At 62.5% G+C, this 18,071-nt stretch carries 15 protein-coding genes; 8 read left to right on the forward strand and 7 right to left on the reverse strand.

Features of this window, described 5'->3' with window-relative positions:
* The first annotated feature begins 59 nt into the window (after positions 1 to 59).
* The 4 genes from AC0V6T_RS10555 to glnA all read left to right on the forward strand — a co-directional run bounded on the left by AC0V6T_RS10555 (position 60) and on the right by glnA (position 3,443).
* Positions 60 to 413 carry a hypothetical protein gene (locus tag AC0V6T_RS10555; RefSeq protein ID WP_007163304.1) on the forward strand — a complete coding sequence of 118 codons (354 nt, stop codon included), beginning with the start codon at positions 60 to 62 and terminating at the stop codon, positions 411 to 413.
* Between the two features lie 20 nt (positions 414 to 433).
* A complete protein-coding gene (gene argC, locus AC0V6T_RS10560) occupies positions 434 to 1,360 on the forward strand; it encodes an N-acetyl-gamma-glutamyl-phosphate reductase (RefSeq protein ID WP_486126704.1) in 927 nt (308 codons plus the stop codon).
* A 222-nt stretch (positions 1,361 to 1,582) separates the two neighbouring features.
* Entirely contained in the window at positions 1,583 to 1,921 is a 339-nt protein-coding gene (locus AC0V6T_RS10565) for a P-II family nitrogen regulator (protein WP_007163302.1), read from the forward strand.
* Positions 1,922 to 2,024: 103 nt separating this feature from the next.
* Positions 2,025 to 3,443 (forward strand): type I glutamate--ammonia ligase, encoded by a 1,419-nt coding sequence (gene glnA / locus AC0V6T_RS10570; RefSeq protein ID WP_007163301.1) that lies wholly within the window; start codon positions 2,025 to 2,027, stop codon positions 3,441 to 3,443.
* 104 nt (positions 3,444 to 3,547) lie between these two features.
* Here glnA and AC0V6T_RS10575 read toward each other — a convergent pair whose 3' ends face one another.
* The 3 genes from AC0V6T_RS10575 to AC0V6T_RS10585 are packed head-to-tail and all read right to left on the reverse strand — an operon-like array spanning position 3,548 to position 5,117.
* Positions 3,548 to 4,198: a hypothetical protein gene (locus tag AC0V6T_RS10575; RefSeq protein ID WP_486126707.1), complete on the reverse strand. Its 651-nt coding sequence runs from the start codon at positions 4,196 to 4,198 to the stop codon at positions 3,548 to 3,550.
* Positions 4,199 to 4,239: 41 nt separating this feature from the next.
* The gene (locus AC0V6T_RS10580) at positions 4,240 to 4,896 is read right to left on the reverse strand and encodes a hypothetical protein (RefSeq protein WP_486126709.1); all 657 of its coding nucleotides are present in this window, start codon (positions 4,894 to 4,896) and stop codon (positions 4,240 to 4,242) included.
* Positions 4,897 to 4,910: 14 nt separating this feature from the next.
* Positions 4,911 to 5,117: a helix-turn-helix transcriptional regulator gene (locus tag AC0V6T_RS10585; RefSeq protein WP_486126711.1), complete on the reverse strand. Its 207-nt coding sequence runs from the start codon at positions 5,115 to 5,117 to the stop codon at positions 4,911 to 4,913.
* Positions 5,118 to 5,243: 126 nt separating this feature from the next.
* Between AC0V6T_RS10585 and AC0V6T_RS10590 the strand changes: the two genes are divergently transcribed.
* From AC0V6T_RS10590 to AC0V6T_RS10600, 3 genes are all read left to right on the forward strand, one after another.
* Entirely contained in the window at positions 5,244 to 6,581 is a 1,338-nt protein-coding gene (locus AC0V6T_RS10590; RefSeq protein ID WP_486126713.1) for a TrkH family potassium uptake protein, read from the forward strand.
* Positions 6,571 to 7,239, forward strand: coding sequence for a potassium channel family protein (locus AC0V6T_RS10595; RefSeq protein WP_007163296.1), 669 nt, complete (start codon positions 6,571 to 6,573; stop codon positions 7,237 to 7,239). Before AC0V6T_RS10590 ends, AC0V6T_RS10595 begins: the two co-directional genes overlap by 11 nt.
* Positions 7,240 to 7,348: 109 nt before the next feature.
* A complete protein-coding gene (locus tag AC0V6T_RS10600) occupies positions 7,349 to 8,146 on the forward strand; it encodes a lysozyme (protein ID WP_486126715.1) in 798 nt (265 codons plus the stop codon).
* A 9-nt stretch (positions 8,147 to 8,155) separates the two neighbouring features.
* Here AC0V6T_RS10600 and AC0V6T_RS10605 read toward each other — a convergent pair whose 3' ends face one another.
* The 4 genes from AC0V6T_RS10605 to AC0V6T_RS10620 form a co-directional block, all read right to left on the reverse strand.
* The gene (locus AC0V6T_RS10605; RefSeq protein ID WP_486126717.1) at positions 8,156 to 12,373 is read right to left on the reverse strand and encodes a translocation/assembly module TamB domain-containing protein; all 4,218 of its coding nucleotides are present in this window, start codon (positions 12,371 to 12,373) and stop codon (positions 8,156 to 8,158) included.
* Complete coding sequence (locus AC0V6T_RS10610; RefSeq protein WP_486126719.1) at positions 12,373 to 14,661, reverse strand: autotransporter assembly complex protein TamA; 2,289 nt, start codon at positions 14,659 to 14,661, stop codon at positions 12,373 to 12,375. Before AC0V6T_RS10610 ends, AC0V6T_RS10605 begins: the two co-directional genes overlap by 1 nt.
* Positions 14,662 to 14,665: 4 nt before the next feature.
* On the reverse strand, positions 14,666 to 15,511 hold the full coding sequence (locus tag AC0V6T_RS10615) for an arginyltransferase (protein WP_486126721.1): 846 nt from the start codon (positions 15,509 to 15,511) through the stop codon (positions 14,666 to 14,668).
* A 247-nt stretch (positions 15,512 to 15,758) separates the two neighbouring features.
* The gene (locus AC0V6T_RS10620) at positions 15,759 to 17,012 is read right to left on the reverse strand and encodes a threonine ammonia-lyase (RefSeq protein WP_486126723.1); all 1,254 of its coding nucleotides are present in this window, start codon (positions 17,010 to 17,012) and stop codon (positions 15,759 to 15,761) included.
* Positions 17,013 to 17,159: 147 nt separating this feature from the next.
* Between AC0V6T_RS10620 and AC0V6T_RS10625 the strand changes: the two genes are divergently transcribed.
* Positions 17,160 to 18,065: an NAD(P)-dependent oxidoreductase gene (locus tag AC0V6T_RS10625; RefSeq protein ID WP_486126725.1), complete on the forward strand. Its 906-nt coding sequence runs from the start codon at positions 17,160 to 17,162 to the stop codon at positions 18,063 to 18,065.
* The last annotated feature ends 6 nt before the right edge of the window (positions 18,066 to 18,071 follow it).

An 18,071-nucleotide genomic window follows, 5' to 3' on the forward strand; every position in this document is an offset into this window, starting at 1 on the left:
CCGATCAGAGCAAGTGCCGCTAAGCGCCGCGAGAAGGGGCGAATAGGAAAATAATCTGAATGAGCGGCGCTAGCAGCGACAATCACGAATACACGGTTCCTGAAGGTGCACTGGGCTTGAAAGGCCCGGTCGAAAAGCCTGCGCCCGGAACGCTCGCGCTGCGCGGCGACTTGGCTCACATCGCGCTCGCCGGGAAGCATCTCGCAGCGCATTACGTCATCCCGCATGTCCGCACGATCGGAGAAGGCGGCGCAGACGTGATGGAAAATACCCGCGACGATTCGCCAATCATCACCCGCTTCGAAGCCGGGACCGAGATCGAGGTTCTCGACGTTGCAGGTGAATGGATCTGGGGCTGCCTCGGTCCGCAAGGCCCGAGCGGCTACATGAAGGCCCATTGCCTCGCTGACTGATCCGGCTATGGCTTGGCGCCATGGCTACCCGCATTTTCATCGATGGTGCTGCCGGGACGACCGGCCTCGAAATCCGTGACCGGCTTGAGGCGCGCGACGAATTCGAGTTACTCGTGCTGGACGATGCGCAGCGCAAGGACGTTACCGCGCGCAAGGACGCCCTGCACGAGGCGGACGTAGCGATCCTGTGCCTTCCCGACGACGCAGCACGCGAAGCGGTGCAACTGGCGGAAGGGTCGGACACACGGATCATCGACGCATCGAGCGCACACCGCGTGGCTGATGGCTGGACATACGGGTTCCCTGAATTGGTCGGGCATGACGAGGTCGCGAATGCGCGCTTCGTGAGCAATCCAGGGTGCTATCCGACCGGCTTCCTCGCGCTCGTTGCCCCTTTGGTCCGCGCCGGGTTGCTGCCAGCCGACTGGCCCTTCACCGTCAACGCGGTCAGTGGATATTCGGGCGGCGGCAACGCGCTGATCGATCGCTTCGCAGCCGAACCGAACATCGCCTTCCGCACCTATGGCCTCAACCTCGCGCACAAGCACCGGCCAGAAATGAAGCTTCACGCGGGGCTTAAGCACGAGGTCCTGTTTGCCCCTTCGGTGGTACCCGCTTTTCGCGGAATGATCGTCGAGGTGCCCCTGCACCTTGGGGCGATGTCTACCGATCCACACTCCGACAGCCTGCGCGCCGCGCTCCTCGATTTTTATTCGGGATCGCGGGTCGTAAAGGTCGCCGAAGGCGAGGCACCGAACGAATTGCTGGTGCTCGATGGAGCGCCAGCTAATGATGGCCTCGAGCTGTTCGTGTGCGGCAATGAGGGCGGCTGGAATGTGCGCCTCATCGCCCGGCTCGACAACCTCGGCAAGGGCGCGAGCGGAGCCGCAATCCAGAACCTCAACATCATGTGCGGACTGCCTGAAGCCACCGGCCTGCGGCTCTGAATCGCGACGCGCACTGCCCAAAATTTAGGCAGCGATCGCCCTCCCCTTAAGCACGGTTGCGCTGCGATGCACAATCATGCACTGAAACTGAGCACTCCGAATGATCCTTGCGCCCGCGCGGGGATCGGCTACCGAAGTGTAACTGCCGTTGGCACGATTCTTGATCGATAAATGCCAAGAACATGCACCGGCTCAGGTGCAGATACGGGGAAAGCGTTCCAAGTGAAGAAGATCGAAGCGATCATCAAACCCTTCAAGCTCGACGAAGTGAAGGAGGCGCTCCACGAAATCGGCGTTTCCGGAATCACCGTTACCGAAGCGCGCGGCTTTGGCCGTCAAAAGGGCCACACCGAACTGTATCGCGGCGCGGAATATGTCGTCGACTTCCTCCCCAAGGTGAAACTCGAAGTGGTCGTCCCCGATGACCAGGCCGACCGAGTGGTCGAAGCGGTCGCCGCTGCGGCCCAGACCGGACGGATCGGCGATGGCAAGATCTTCGTCTCCCCGATCGAGCGCGCCCTGCGCATCCGCACGGGCGAGACCGATGACGATGCAATTTGACGGGGCGATCTAACCGATAAGAGCTTTCCCGAATTTCCGCGCCCGGAGGGGGTACCTTGGGCGCACCTCTCGAACGAAAAATACCAACGCTGGAGATAACTACATGGCTAGTGCGAAAGACGTCGTAAAACAGATCAAGGATGGCGACATCGAGTGGGTGGACCTTCGCTTCACCGACCCGAAGGGCAAGTGGCAGCACCTGACCATGGCAGCGAGCGTCATGGACGAAGACGCGCTTGACGACGGCCTGATGTTTGACGGCTCCTCGATCGAAGGCTGGAAAGCGATCAACGAAAGCGACATGATCCTCAAGCCGGACATGGATGCGGTCTATCCCGATCCCTTCTCCGAAACCCCGATGCTCAGCATCTTCTGTGATATTGTCGAGCCTTCCGACGGTCAGCTTTACGCTCGCGACCCGCGTTCGACCGCAAAACGCGCCGAAGCCTATCTCGCATCGACCGGCATCGGCGACACGGTCTACGTCGGGCCAGAGCCTGAGTTCTTCATGTTCGACGATGTCCGCTTCGAAGACGGCTATGCCGGTTCAGGCTACCGCATCGACGATATCGAGCTGCCGACCAACACCGGCACCGATTACACTGAACTGGGTGGCGGCAATATGGGCCACCGTCCGCGCGCCAAGGGCGGCTATTTCCCCGTCGCCCCGGTTGACAGCGCAATGGACATCCGCGGCGAGATGGTTTCCACGATGATGGAAATGGGTCTCAACATGGACAAGCACCACCACGAGGTGGCCGCTGCCCAGCACGAGCTTGGCATCACCTTCTCGACGCTCACCAAGACCGCCGACCAAGTGCAGGTCTACAAGTATGTCGTCCAGCAGGTCGCCCACGCTTACGGCAAGACCGCGACCTTCATGCCCAAGCCTATCAAGGACGATAACGGTTCGGGCATGCACACGCACATGTCGATCTGGAATGACGGCAAGCCGACCTTTGCCGGCAACGAATATGCAGGCCTGTCGGAAACCTGCCTCCATTACATCGGCGGCGTCATCAAGCACGCCAAAGCGATCAATGCCTTCACCAACGCGACGACCAACTCGTACAAGCGTCTGGTTCCGGGCTTCGAAGCGCCAGTGCTGCTCGCTTACTCAGCGCGCAACCGTTCGGCATCGTGCCGTATCCCGTATGGCGCAGGCGAAAAGGCCAAGCGCGTCGAGTTCCGCTTCCCCGATGCGATCTGCAATCCGTATCTCGCCTTCTCGGCACTGTTGATGGCTGGCCTCGACGGAATCGAGAACAAGATTCATCCGGGCGATGCGATGGACAAGAACCTCTACGACCTGCCGCCGGCAGAGCTCGCCGAAGTTCCGACCGTGTGCGGCAGCTTGCGCGAAGCACTCGAAGCGCTTGAGGAAGATCACGAGTTCCTGCTCAAGGGCGATGTGTTCTCGATGGACCAGATCGAAGCTTACGCAGAACTCAAGTGGGAAGAGCAGCTGCGTCTCGAAACGACACCGAGCCCGGTTGAATTCGACATGTACTACTCCAGCTGATACAACAGCCGGGAGTTATCAAGACACCCAAGATCCATACCCTTGGATGCAAGGAAGGCCGTTCGGGAAACCGAGCGGCCTTTCCCTTTGGTGCTTGAGACTTTTCAGTCCTCCAGCATGCCCCGCTTGCGGGTCGCGAGGATCGCGCCAGCGAGGCAGGTTGCGGTCAGCAGCGAGATCCAGTCGAGCGGTGCGAGCGCGCTGATGAACCCGAGATGCGCGACCACCGACCACGTCCCGCCAATCAGAAGCGTGAGATACATGCCGTAGGTGCAGGTCTCGGCATTCACGCCCTGCCACAGCTCGTCATATTCGCGCAGCAGGCGCCACGAGCTGTAGACGAAACCGATCAGCAGCACGCCCATCACGGCGAGCAGCACCGGGCTGCCCAAGAGGCCAAGCGGCTCGGCGAGCGCGAGGACGATCAACGCGCCGCCCCACGCACCGCCGCCAAACGCGCTGAGGCCCATCATGGTGCGCTCGTCTTCCCATTCCTCGATGTCCTCGAACATCTTCATCGCCATCCCCGCCTTGGGAAAGGTGAAGCCGATGCCGACGATCACAGTGCACAAGACGAGCATGAACCCGATCAGGATGGCGACAATCTGCGAGACATTGATGTCGATCACCTCGCCATTCGCTCCCCCAGTGATCAGGTCCGCGCCGATATAGCCAGCAGCCGCTCCCGATAGCGCGCACGCGGCAAGGGAGTACCAGTAGGAGCGCTTCTTCTTGGGTTCGTCGGTCTTAGTCATGGCTGTCATTTTCCGTGTCCTGCGCCTGGCTGTGAGCGAGATCAGCCGCCAACAATGCCGCGGCGGGTCGAGGTCCAGAGGGTTGCGAGGATGATCATGCCCCACAGGATGTTGACGATGTCGAGGAAGCTGGGCCCGGCCGCGATACCGAGGTGACCCAGAACTGCCCAGCCGCCCCCAACGATCAGGATCATGTAATAACCGATCACCGTCGCCTCACTCGCGGCGGCGAGCATCAGTTCGTCCATCATCACCCAGCTTTTGCGATAGGACGCGATGCCAAGGAGGACGAACATCGCAAAGATGCCGAATGCGGTCCCCGGCGCGAGCAATCCGAACGGTTCAGCAAGTATCAGCGTGCCGATTGCGAAGCCGAACTGCATCGCGCTCGCACCCTGCCAGCGGAACAGCTCGGGCTGATCGGCGATATCGTCGGCTTCCATTTCAAGGAGCTTGTGGAGGTGCTTTGGGAAGGACACCGCAGCAAAGGCCGCGATTCCGCCGAAGATGTATGCAACCGCCAGAAGCGCTGCGATGTAGACCGCAGGTTCGCGCGGCGCGGTGTCGGTCAAGGCCCACAGGTCGATGTCGCTGAAGCCCACGTAGAACCCGGCCACAAGGCCAACAATTACGCCGATCCCGACCGACGGTCCCAGCATCTTCGCGATTTTCTGCATCGTCCCGCGTTCTTCAGACATTGCGTTGCTCCCCATCATGCGTCCGGCTCCCAGTGATCGATAAACAAGTCAGGCACGCTCACCCCGAACAGCTTCGCCATGCGCAGCGCCAGCGGCAGCGAGGGATCGTATTTGTCGGTTTCGACCGCGTTGATCGTCTGCCGCGAAACGCCAAGCCGCCGGGCCAGTTCGCCCTGGCTCCAGCCTTCGGCCTCACGGTGATGTTTCAGGCGGTTTTCCAATTCAGATCCCTTGAGCCCGCTGGTGATTCGAGCCTGTAAAGAGCTCTTTACTGACAAGAGGTCTATACAGTCAAGAGCTCTTTACAAGCACCTTCGCAATTCGCTTGACTGGACGAGCAAATGGGAGTGAGTGCATCAGCGATGCTGCGCGATCCGATCCGATTGATACCGCTGCTTTTTCTGGCGCTGATCCTGGTCGGAACGGCTCTTCTCGCTCTGCCGGTCGCGACCAGCGATGGAGACGCCGCGCCGCTGCTCACAGCCTTCTTCACCGCCACCTCTGCCGTATCGGTCACCGGGCTGATTGTGGTCGATACGCCGGTCTACTGGTCGATGTTCGGCCAGATCACGATCCTCGTCCTGTTCCAGATCGGGGGCTTCGGGATCATGACGGCGGCAACCTTGTTCGGGCTCATGCTCGGGCGCGGGCTTGGGCTTCGAGAGCGCATGGCCACACAGGTCGAGCGCAACCGGATCGAGCGCGGCGATGCGGTCTCCGTGATCAAACTGGTGCTTGCCATCACGCTGGTGATCGAGGTGGTGGTCGCAGCGATCCTTACGCTGCGCTTCCACCTCACTCACGATTTCGCGCTTGGCTCGGCGCTGTGGCACGGCATCTTCCATTCGGTCAGCGCGTTCAACAATGCCGGGTTCTCAAGCTTTTCCGACAGCGTGATGGGCTTTCAGGGCGACCCCGTCATCCTCTCGCCGATCATGCTCGCGGTCATCATCACCGCGCTCGGCTTTCCGGTCATGCAGGACTTGCGCGCCGAAAAGCTCAAATGGTCGAGATACACGCTCCACACCAAGATCACCCTGCTCGCGACCGGGGTTCTGCTCGTCACCGGGTTTATTGCCATGCTCGGCATGGAATGGGGCAATCCCGACACGCTCGGCCCGATGGCGCTCGGCGAGAAAGCGCTCAACGCCGCGTTCCATTCGGTCATGCCGCGCACCGCGGGCTTCAACAGTCTCGATGTCGGCAGTTTCCGTGATGAGACGATCACGGTGAATTACCTGCTGATGTTCATCGGCGGCGGCAGTGCGGGCACCGCCGGGGGGATCAAGATCACCACATTCGTCGTGCTGATCGCGGTCGTGGTTTCCGAGATCCGTGGCCAGCGCGATTCGGGCATTTTCGACCGCCGCTTCGGCTCGCATATCGAACGCCAGGCGCTTGCCGTGACCGTGCTGGCCGGATCGCTAATCTTCCTCGCTACGCTTTACATCGCGTCGATCACCGACCTCGCCTTCGAGCGGGTCCTGTTCGAAACCATCTCAGCCTTTTCGACCGTTGGCCTGTCGATGGGCATCACCGGCGACCTGCCGCCGAGCGCGCAATTCGTGATCACCGTCCTGATGTTTGTGGGCCGCGTGGGAACCATTACGGTGGCTACAGCGCTTGCATTGGGAAGCGGTTCGCGAACTTTCCGCTATCCAGAGGAGAACCCGATTGTCGGCTAAAGGAAAACGCCCGGTCCTCGTCATTGGCCTTGGCCGCTTTGGCGGCGCGGTGGCCGAGACGCTCGAACGCATGGGTCATGACGTAATGGGCGCGGACACCGATCCGGCGCGCGTGCAGGATTTCGCCTCGGCCCTGACCAAGGTGGTCGAAGCCGATTGCTCGCATTCGCGCACGCTCACGGACCTCGGCGCTGCCGAATTCGAAGCGGCGATCGTCGGGATAGGCAACGATATCGAGGCAAGCGTGCTCACCGTGCTTGCGCTTTCCGAACTGGGCGTTGCCAATATCTGGGCCAAGGCGACCAACCAGAAACATGCGCGCATCCTCGAACGGATCGGAGCAACCCATGTGGTCTTCCCCGAACAGCGTATGGGTGAGCGCGTCGCGCATCTCGTCAATGAACGCCTGCTCGATTTCATCGCTTTCGATGATCATTTCGCCATCGCCCGGCTCAAGGCCCCCCAGGCGATCATCGGCCTGCCGCTCGTCACCAGCGAGTGCCGTAAGAAGCACGATGTGACGGTCGTAGGCGTGAAGCGCGAGGGCGAGGATTTCATCCACGCAACGCCAGACACGCTGATCATGCCCGATGACGAGCTCGTGGTATCGGGCCGCATCGACCGGATCGAGGCATTCTCGGCGCTCGTTTCCGAGTAGTACCCTCGCCTGCTTGCCGACGCGGCGGAGCCCAAACCATTTTCCTACTCGGCGCTCATGTGCCTAATAGGTCGACCTCGCTTTCCAACAGCACACGAGGTCCAACCCTATGCCTGCCAAGAAACCCTATTCGCGCTATCGTCTTAACCGCACGCTGATCTTCGATGCCGTGCGTCGCTTGCGTGGGCGCGGGTTTCGCCAGTCCGAAGTCGATGCGCTCGACGATGCGATTGATGCAGCACAGCGCCAGAAGAGTGACACTTCGGGCGCGCAAGCTGACGCTCTCAGTGAACAGGGTGACGCAATTCGTAGCAACGGTGACACTTTGGGCCGCAACGTTGACGCTTCGGCGCTTTTTCCCCTGGACCGTGTAACATGCGGTCCATCGGTTCCCCACATACGACGAAACGATCGCAAGTCGCCGCGCCGAATTGGCGAGGCTGGCATTGCTCTCATCAAGCGGTTCGAAGGCTGCGCGCAGCTACGCCGTGACGGGCTCGTGGGCGCCTATCCCGATCCCGGTACGGGCGGTGATCCGTGGACCATTGGCTGGGGTGCGACAGGTATCGACGACCAAACCGGTCTTGGAGAACGGATCGGCCCTGCGACCGTGTGGACGCAGGACCAATGCGATGCGCGGCTCGCCCGCGATCTCGAACGCTACGCGGCCGAGGTTGCGCACGCGATTGGAAGCGCTCCAACGACGCAGGGCCAGTTCGATGCGCTGGTGAGCTTCCACTACAACACCGGCGCGATCCATAAGGCGACGCTGACGAAGAAGCACAGGGCTGGCGACTACGCTGGCGCGGTCGCGGAGTTCGCGCGCTGGAAGCATGCGGGCGGGCGGGTACTCAAGGGACTGGTGCGCCGACGCGCCGAGGAGGCGAAGCTCTACGCGAGCGGCTGAACCGGGCGGCTAGTAATCCCGGCTGATCTCAGCGAGCACGCTGTCGCGTCCGATAGTCGTCACCGTGCCCAGAAGTGCGAGCCAGCTGGTGATCCGGTACTCAAGCTGGGTCGCGCTGTAGCCCTGACCGTCGGTGACAAGCTCGACATAGACCCGGCGGCCCAGGTTCTTGCCAAGCGCGACGCCCGTGCCCCGGCCAAGCGCCGGGTCTGCAGAGACGATGCGAAGCTGGTCGAGGCCAATCGAGTTGCGCAGCTGGCCGATCGGGTCGATGCCCCCGCCCCCGCCCTGCAAAGCGGCAAGCGCAGCGCCGAGCTGGATAGCATCGGTGGCCGATAGCGAAGTGACCGATCCGCCAAATAGCAGCCGGGCGAGGATCTCCTCCTCCGGCAGCGCTGGGACGGAGGAGAAAGCGACTTCGGGCGTCTGCGCATTGCCGGTGATGTCGATGGTGACGTCGGTGCCATTGGCGCTCGCCTGCGCTTCGATATTGAGCCGCGGGTCGATGGGGACGTTGGCGTCGAACTCGATCCGGCCCTCGGTCAGCTCGAAGCGGGTTCCGGCAAAGGTATAGGCGCCCCGAACCAGCCGCGCTTCGCCGCCCATGCGCGGATCGTCGACCGTGCCGCGCAGCGCGATGTCGATGCCCCATTCGCTGTCGAGCCCGAGGCCATCGACCGCAACCCGGCTCGGCGTGCTGGCATCGATCAGGTAGCGCCATTGGCTGGTGGGCCCGGTGCTGCGAGCGGCGACCTGGTCGGGGCGGTTGATCTCGGTCGTGGCTATGGTCGGGAGCCGCATGTCCTCGGCCGCGATGCCGAGCGCCCAGCTCGCCCGGTCGACGCTGACGCGGCCCGCAATGGCGCCGCCCCTGCCGTCCGAGACGATGCGTAAGGGGCCAGTGATCGTTGCGTCGAGGCCATTGCCATTGAGCAGACGGGCAGAAGAGGCGGCAGCGCGGATGTCGATCTGCGGGCCTCGGGTGGCGGACATGCCGGCAAGGTCGACAAAGCCGCTGCCCGAAACAGAGCCGCCGCCGCTTGTCGATCCGGAGAAGCGGGTGAGTTCCAGTCGCGACCCGGCGAAGCGTCCCCGCGCGCTCACATCGGTGATATCGGTGCCTGAGATCGCGCTCTGCAAGCGCAGGTCGTCACTGGCTAGGTCGCCGGTGATGCTCGGATTGAAGAGCGTGCCCTTCGCACGCGCATCGATGGTGACGGGTCCGGTGAGGTCGAAAGTCTCGATCCCGGCAAGCCGCCACAGCGACTGAGCGGGCCCTTCATAGCCGAGCGCCGCATCGAGCCGTCCGCGCATGATGCGATCCGCAAGGCCACCTCCGGAACGAAGCCCGGTCACTCGGCCCTCAAGGCTTCCCAATCGCCGCTCGCCTTCGAGTAACCGAGCGCCCACGGCAAGCTCACGCGGGGAAAGGTTGGCGACCGCGAAGACGTCGATGGGGCGAGACGACAGGACAAGGCCCGAGCGGGTGAAGTCGTCGATCCGCACCCGCGCGTTGCCGGTCGGCGGGCCGCTGCCGACCTGGTCGTAAGTGAGCACACCAGAAAGCCTGCCGCCAAGGCCAAGCTCGCTGCCAGCAAGGTCGACGAGGCGCAGCGGCATGCTTGCCATGCTCGCCTCAAGCGAAGTCCGCTCTCCGCCAAGCGTGCCTTCGAGGATGGTGTAGCCGCGCGCAAATCCGATCTGGGTCGGCGCGAGGCGATAGCCGCCATCCTCTAGCGGGGTCAGCACTGCCCTGCGCGGCATGGTGATCGGGCGCCCGCCATACTCGCCCTGCGCGATCACCGCGATGCGCTCAGGCGCAAACTGGCCATCGAACTTGAGAGCGAAACGGTCGGCGCGGCGACCTGCAATGGAGGCCTGCATGGTGCCGCTGCCATTCACGATCTCGCCGGTCGCATTGAAGGCGGCGATGTTGAGCGCGCCGTATTCGAACCCGGTTCCCTCGATATTGGCCTCGATCCGGCTGGACGAGGCATCGAACGCCCCGCTCGCATTGATGTCGGCATAGGCAAGCGCAATCGGGGTATCGCCGGTGAAGCGCGCTTGCCGCGCTACGAGGTCGAGCTCAAAGCCTTGCGCGCCCGTGTTGCTCGGCGTCAGCAGGATCGTGCCGTCGAGCCCGCCGCCGCTGACATCAAGATTGCCCGCGACACCATTATCGGCGAGCGCGAGCGCCCCCGTCACGTTGGTGCGCGACACCTCGAGGCTGCGGATCGCGATGCGGGTCGGCGCGTCGGCGGGAAGCTCGATGCCAAGCGCACCGTCGAACGGTCCGAGAAGCGAACCGCCGGCGACGTCGATGGCAAAACCATCACCCTCTGGCGCGATGTCGAGCCGCACATCGGTAAGCCCAGCCGCTGGGAGCGGGTCGGCGAGCACGAGCTGCGCACGCGGCCCGTCGCCCGCAATCTCGGCATCGAAGGTAAAGCTGCCGTACTCGACATGCTCACCCGATCCTTCGAGCAACGTGCGCTCGCCCACAATCCGGCTGTCGAGCGCGAGGTCGAGTCGCTCGCTGTCGAGCACCACGTCTTGCAGAACGATCGGGTTGCCGGAGCCCATGTCGAGCGCGCCTTCGAAGCGCACTTCCTCGCCAGCGAGATTGGCGATCGAGGCATTTCTCACATCGCCCAGACGCCCGGAAAGATCAGCCCGCACGCTCCAGGGAATACTGCTCCCGAACCTCGCAACAAGCCTGGCCTGCGCGGTCACCTGCCCGACATCATCGATGGCAAGACCACGCGCAGTCACCGGTCCAGCGAGCGCGTAGACGCCCCGCGCGGTGTCGCCGCGCAGTGTGAGCTGCGCCAAGAGGTCGGGGAATGTCAGGCGGGCATTGTCAGCCTCAAGCCGCCCTTCGCGAAGGCTCAGAAGCCCGGTCAGGTTGCCATTGACGAGACGCGGATCGACCAGTTCGAGACCGGTCTCGACCCGCTGTGCATCCACATTGAGAGGCACGAGAAATGCCTCTCCGTTGTATGTGGCCGCCCCTGACTGAACGAGGTCGATCACCGTTGCCGTGCCTGCAACGTCCAAGGTCTCGACGCTCAGCTCATGCTCAATCACAAGGTCGCGAAATGGGCCGTCGAGGACCGCAGAGAGACGCGCTCGTTCGAGCCGGGCCGTCTCGCCGAGCAATTCGGGATCGCGCAGACGGGCATTGGCGGCGAACTCATCTGCCCGGTTCCCGGCAAGGTCGAGCGCGCCATCGCCGCGCAGGTCGAGCGCGCTTGTGACGGCTGCGATCTCGCCGTCAAAAACGCTCTCTTCCAGCGTGCCCGAAAGTGCAAGCGAGGTCGCATCGCCGAGGGCGCGGGCAATAATGGTGCCCCCTTGCAGGCGCGGCGAAACCTGGCCGAGCGCGGCATAGGTTCCCGCGTTGTTGGTAAGCTGGAACCCGGCTACGCGGCTGCGCTCATCGCCATCTTCGCGCATCACCAGCGCATGGCCGAGCCACTGGGTCCATGTGCCTTCGCCTGCAACCCTTGCATCGTAAGCCGCGTCCAATCCAGCAAGCGCAGCGAGCGGACCATCGGCGGCGGCGCGGTAATCAAGCGCGAGGTCGAACCGGTCGCCATCCGGCTCGGCATCGAGCAGGAGCTCAATCCGGTCCTCTGGCCCGAAGCGCCCCTCTGCATCGACCAGCGCGCGGCCTGAACGAATGTCGATCTCCGCCTCGAAATCGACACGCTGCGCGCGCTCGCCCGCCAGACCCGGAGCAAGGATCAGATTGTCGATCCTGAACTGGTCGACGCGGATGTCGAAATCGGGAAGCAGAGGTGCATCCGGATCGCCGGGAAGCAGTTCGGGCAGACGCTCAAGCCGTCCTCGCCGCGCAGTCAGCTCGCGGATGTCGATGCCGCTCCAAAGCCAGCTCAGCGGTCGCCAGCTCAGCTCAACTTCGGGGATCGTGAGGAAAGCGCCCTGCGGGTCAAGCAGCGTGACATCGTGCAGGGTGGATTCGCCGTAGATGTCGCCTTCGATCCTGCCGACCTGAAACCTGAGCCCGGACGCGGGAGCAACCTGTGCAATCTGGTCTGCAACGAAGCGCTTGCCGATGGGCGTTGCAAGAAACAGCGCGATGAGGACAAGCGGCAAGAGCAGGATCGCAAGCACCCAGCCGGCGCGCTTGGCCCAGCGCCGCTTGCGCTTGCGTTGCGGTGCCTCGTTCTCCGCTTCGGTCACAAGATCGTCCTCGTCAGCCATCAGAAGGCCTGACCAAGGCTGACATAGACCACCACCGGCGCGTCAAACTCGGTTGGGTTCAAAGGCACGCCGACATCGACGCGGATGGGGCCAAAGCTGGTCTTGTAGCGCACCCCAATCCCCGCGCCCGCGCGTACCACATCAAAGTTCGGGCGTGCATCGCGCGAGATCGAGCCGATATCGAAGAAGGGAACGACCTCGACCGCGCCATCGAGAAACCCTGTCTGGATGCGTGCTTCGACCGCGCCTTCGAGCAGCGAGCCGCCGCCTAGTGGTTCGCCAAACTCGTTACGAAGGCCGATCGCCTGAAAGCCATAACCGCGAACCGATCCGCCGCCGCCCGAATAGAGCCTGCGCGATGGAGCGAGTTCAAAGGCATCTGCTCCGATGATCGAAGCGGCCGCAAAACGTGCCGCGACGACGTGTTCACCGACAGATTGGTAGTAGCTCGCGTCGACGCGGGCGCGCACATAGTAGCTCTCTTCACCGAGCGTGCGCGAGACTTCGGGAGCGGCAAATCCAGTGACACGGAAACCCTCTGTCGGGTCAAGCAGGTCGTCGGTTGCATCAAGCGTGGCGCTGCCGAACAGGCTCCCGATCAGGTATTCCTGACGCGGGCGCTGGATGCCGTTGGTGATCCGGTTGCGTTCGTCGGTGTAGAGCACCTCCGCACCGATCTGCCAGCTGAGCGGCTTCTGGAACAGCAGGTTCGACACCCGCTCGAACGCCCCGCGAAGCGCGACGGTTCGCGCATCAACGGCTTCGGTTTCGATGTCGCTTGCGTAGGCGTCGATGGTGAGCACCTGATCGCGGTCGCGGAAGTTGTTGCGTCGATAAGTGACGCTCGCCAATTGTTCGCGCGTTCCGAGAATACCGCGCAGTCTGAGCGCACCTTCAGGCGGGAACAGATTGCGGTGCTCCCAACCAGCCTCAACCTTGATGCCGTCCTCGGTCCCGTAGCCGATCGCGCCCGAAACCGTGCGCAAGGGGGCGCGCTCCATCGCGATGTCGAGGGCGACTTCACCCGGGTCACTGCTTTCCGGCTCGGTGGTCTCGCGCGGGGTGATGGCAACGCTTGAGACCAGGCCAGTTGCGAGGATCGCTCGGCGCAGGTCGGACTGCATGCTGGTCTGATAGACGTCGCCCGGATCGAAGCGCGCAATGCGCTGAAGATGGCGCGAGGAGAGAAAAGCGGGGTCCTCGCTGACAATTTCGCCGAAGACATACTTGCCACCCGGCTCGACTGGTAACGCCAGATCCCCCTGATCGCGGGCGTGATCGATCGTCAGGCGAGGCTCGTCGATCTCGGCAAAAGGATAACCGTTCTCGCCAAATGCGACGCGCAGCGCATTCTCGCGCTCGATGATGCGGTCGGCATAAAGCGGGTCGCCCGACTGGATCGCAAAAACGTCGCGCAGTTTTGTCTGGTCGGGGTCGGCCAACTGGTCGAACGCGCCAAGATCAATCTCGCCAAACGAGTAACGCGGGCCCGGCAGGATATCGAAGCGCACGCTGGGGTCGAGATCGACCGGGCGCTGCGCATCGTCGCGTTCCTGATCGGCGAAACCGCGGCGGCCACCCGAAAGCTGGCGAATGATCTCGCCATCATAATAGCCGTAAGTGCGCAGGACCTGGTCTAGCAATTCCTGGTCAGAGCGCGCCCGCGCGGCGAGTTGCGGGACGGTGTCCTCATCGGATTCGAGCGCCTCGACCGCTGAAAGCGCGACAAAGCGGTCGATGAATGCGCGGCGCTCCGGAAAATCGACCTCGTCAGTGGGAAATGCGAGCGTCAGTTCGTCGCTGATCTCGTATTCGGTGAGCGGAGGCAATTCGACGAGATTGGGCGCTTCGATTTCGGCGAAGGAAGGACGGTCCGGGTCCGGCTCAAGCCTCTCCGGCTCCGGGATCGCGAGCGCATCGAGAGCTGCGTCAAGGTTAAACGGATCGGAAGGGCTGGAGGAAAGGTCGGCTTCGATCTCAACGCTCGGTGTTTCCTCGTCCTCCAGCGGTTCATCGGCCGGAGGCGGACCTTGCTGCGCCCCTGACCCTTGCGCCGCCCAGCTTTCTGCGTCGGTGGTTGCGTTTTGCGGGATGAGGTCGTCGAGCGTTCGCGGATTCCGTGACGGAGCGGGCGGACGCGGCTCAGCTTGCGGCTGCGAGGGTTGTTCGTCCTGCGCGGTCTGCGCGCCGGTTGCCTGCGTCGAAGCCGCAATTTCCTGCCCGGTGGCCGAAGCACCGGATGCAGTCAGTCCAGCCGCGAGGGCCAGATCGAGCAGGAATAAGCGCAAAAAATTAGCTCGCCGGGAATTTCACGGGTTGTCCGTCTTTACCCCTAGCACCGTCGATTGTTCCCGCCTTTTTGTCGCGCGGTGCCGTGGCTGCGGCGATCAGACGACTTTGCTCATCACGGTTCATGCGCTGCCACCCTTCGCGGGTCAGGCGCTCAAGCGGGCGATAGCGCACCTTGTACTGCATACGCGGGCTGCCATCGACCCAGTAGCCGAGATAGACATAGGGCAGGCCGCTGCGAGCAGCGCGCTGGATGTGGTCGAGAATGATGTAATTGCCGAGCCCTGCGCGCCCCTCGTGATCGGGATCGTAGAACGAATAGATCATCGACAGGCCATCGCCCTGACGATCCGTGAGACAGGCACCGACGAGCCGCCCTGGTTCGCCGCTTTCTGTGGGTTCGCGATATTCGGTCAGAGTGCTGGTCACAGGCGTGTGCTCGACCATGTCGGCATAGTCGAGTTCGTCCATCGTCGACATACCGCCATCGGGATGGCGCACCGAGAGGTACTTGGTCAGAAGCTCGAACTGTTCATCGGTAGCCCAGGGGCGACACTCGGTCACGATGAGGTCGCGGTTGCGCTTGATATCGCGTTTCTGCGTGCTCGACGCTTTGAACTCGCCCGCGACGACGCGCACCGAAACGCATGCCTGACAGTCGAGACAGCTGGGACGGTATGCGACGGTTTGACTGCGGCGGAAACCGATCCGGCCAAGCGCCTCGTTCAGCTGATCCGCATGTGCGCCCTTGAGTTCAGTGAAGACCTTTCGCTCCTGTCGTCCCGGAAGATAGGGACACGGCGCTGGGCTCGTCACGAAGAAACGGGGGAAGCGGATCGGGGCCGTCACGGGTCTGGCGGGTCCTCTTGCGGTGGTTCACCCGTGGGGATCGCCCGCACGAATGGAGAATCAGCGATGTCTTTATTAAGACATTCTTATGCCTATTCGGTTCCCCCGGTAAAAGACCCTTAACCACAAATCAGAGTGAAAATTGGGTTACTTTGCACAAGTCAGAGTATGGAATTGCGCAAGATCGGAGCAATGATTCACAAGTGCGCGAGCGCGCGCCTCGAATTGGGTCAGTTTGCCTCGACGGCTAATTCAACTCGACAACCTGCACCTGATACTTCGCGCCGCGCAGCGCCTCGACCAACCGTTCGACCTGTCCTGCGTCGCGCGCTTCGCATTCGATATCGGTAATCAGGCCCTTTGCCGGGAGCGTGGTGAAAATGCGCTGGTGGTAGATCTCGATGATGTTTACGTTGTGCTCGTCGAACAGGCGCATGACCTTGAAAAGCGCGCCCGGACGATCCTGCAAAGTCACGCGAAGACGCGCGAGACGGCCCTGACGCGCGAGGTCGCGCAGCAGTACGTTGGCGAGCAGGCGCGTGTCGATATTGCCGCCGCACAGAACGAGGCCGACCGTTTTTCCTGCAAAACGCTCCGGGTTTTCCAGCACGGCAGCCAAGCCTGCTGCGCCTGCACCTTCGACCACCGTCTTCTCGATCTGGAGCAGGAGCGAGACTGCCTTTTCAAGGCTTGGCTCATCGACCAGCAGGATGTCGTCGACCCGTTCCTTGATGACCTGCGATGTGAACTCGCCAGGGTTCTTTACCGCGATACCTTCGGCCAAGGTGTCGCCGCCGCAATCGTGGCTCTCGCCTTTGAAGCGGTCGAACATGCTCGGGAAGAGGCCCGCCTGCACGCCGACAATCTCGATGTCCGGATTGATCGTCTTGGCGACAGTCGCCATGCCCGAAATCAGACCACCGCCACCGATTGGCGTGACCAAGCAATCGAAGTCGTCTTTCAATTCGAGCATTTCGAGCGCGACCGTGCCCTGCCCCGCCGCGATGTGTGGATCGTCGAAAGGGTGCACGAATGTCAGTCCGCGCTCGACTTCAAGCTCGCGGGCATGGGCGTTCGCTTCATCGAAAGTCTCACCGTGAAGCACGACGTTGCCGCCCACGCTCTCGGTCTGCATCACCTTCACCGTCGGCGTCGTCTTGGGCATCACAATCGTGACCGGTACACCCAGACGGGTACCGTGATAGGAAAGCCCTTGCGAATGGTTGCCCGCCGAGGCTGCGATCACGCCGCGCTTGCGCTGCTCGTCGGTCAGTTGAAGAAGCGCATTGAGAGCGCCGCGCTCTTTATAAGCCGCAGTAAACTGGAGGTTTTCAAACTTCAGCCAGATATCCGCGCCGGTAATTTCCGATAGCGTAATCGAATGCATCATCGGCGTTTTCACCACCGAACCTTCGATACGTGCGGCAGCGGCTTTCACGTCTTCGAGCGTGAGATCGGCCGGTGTGGCCGTGGCTTTGATGCTTTTGTCTGGCGCGTTCATGATGGGCGCAAGGGGTAGGCCTACATTGCCGTAAGGGCAATTCGAATTGGCAGGTTTGCCGACAAGAATTGCTTGCCTCCCACAGCAATTGCGCTTTGCCGCGCTGACGGATTGGCAATGCGCGGAATTGCGATTAGGCACGCGCACATGACTGCTTCCAAGAGGATCGCTTTTCTCGGGCTTGGTGTGATGGGAGGCCCGATGTGGGGCCATCTTGTTCGCGCTGGGTACGAGGCAACCGGCTACAATCGAAACTTCGCAAAGGCCGAAGTATGGAGCGATCGGCTGGGTGACGAAGGCCTCGTTGCCCCGATCGAAAGCGACGCGGCGACAGCGGTGAGAGGCAAGGATGTGGTGCTCGCCTGCCTTGGCAATGACGATGATGTAGCATCGGTCCTTTTCGGCGAAAACGGCGTGCTCGCGGCGATGAAGCGCGGGGCGACCTTCATCGATCACACGACCGTTTCGCCGGGTCTGGCTCGCCGCATCGCGGATGAATGTGAGCGACTGGGTCTTCATGCCGTCGATGCGCCCGTCTCGGGCGGACAGGCAGGGGCCGAGAACGGAAAGCTCTCGATCATGTGCGGCGGTTCTGAAGAGGCGATGGCCTTGGCGCAGCCTGTCATGCAGGCCTACGCCGCGCGCATCGTTCATATCGGCGAGGCGGGTGCGGGCCAGACTGCCAAGGCGATCAACCAGGTTTGTATCGCCGGCGTTCTCGCAGGCCTTTCAGAAGGCGTTCGGCTGGCGCAGGCGACCGGTGTCGATACCGGCAAAGTGGTCGAAGCCATCAGCGGCGGCGCGGCCCAGAGCTGGCAGATGGAGAACCGCTGGCCCACCATGGTCAGCGACGAGTTCGACTTCGGCTTTGCGATCGACTGGATGCGCAAGGATCTGGCCATCGCGCTCGAAGAGGCAGGCAAGCATGGCCTCGACATGTCGGTGACAAAACTCGTCGATCAATTCTATTCCGAAGTGCAGGCGGCCGGTGGAAACCGGCTCGACACCAGCGCTCTCGTCACGCGCTATCCCAAGGCATCCGATACAAAATGAGATTAC

The sequence above is a fragment of the Erythrobacter sp. S158 genome, from assembly GCF_057364915.1.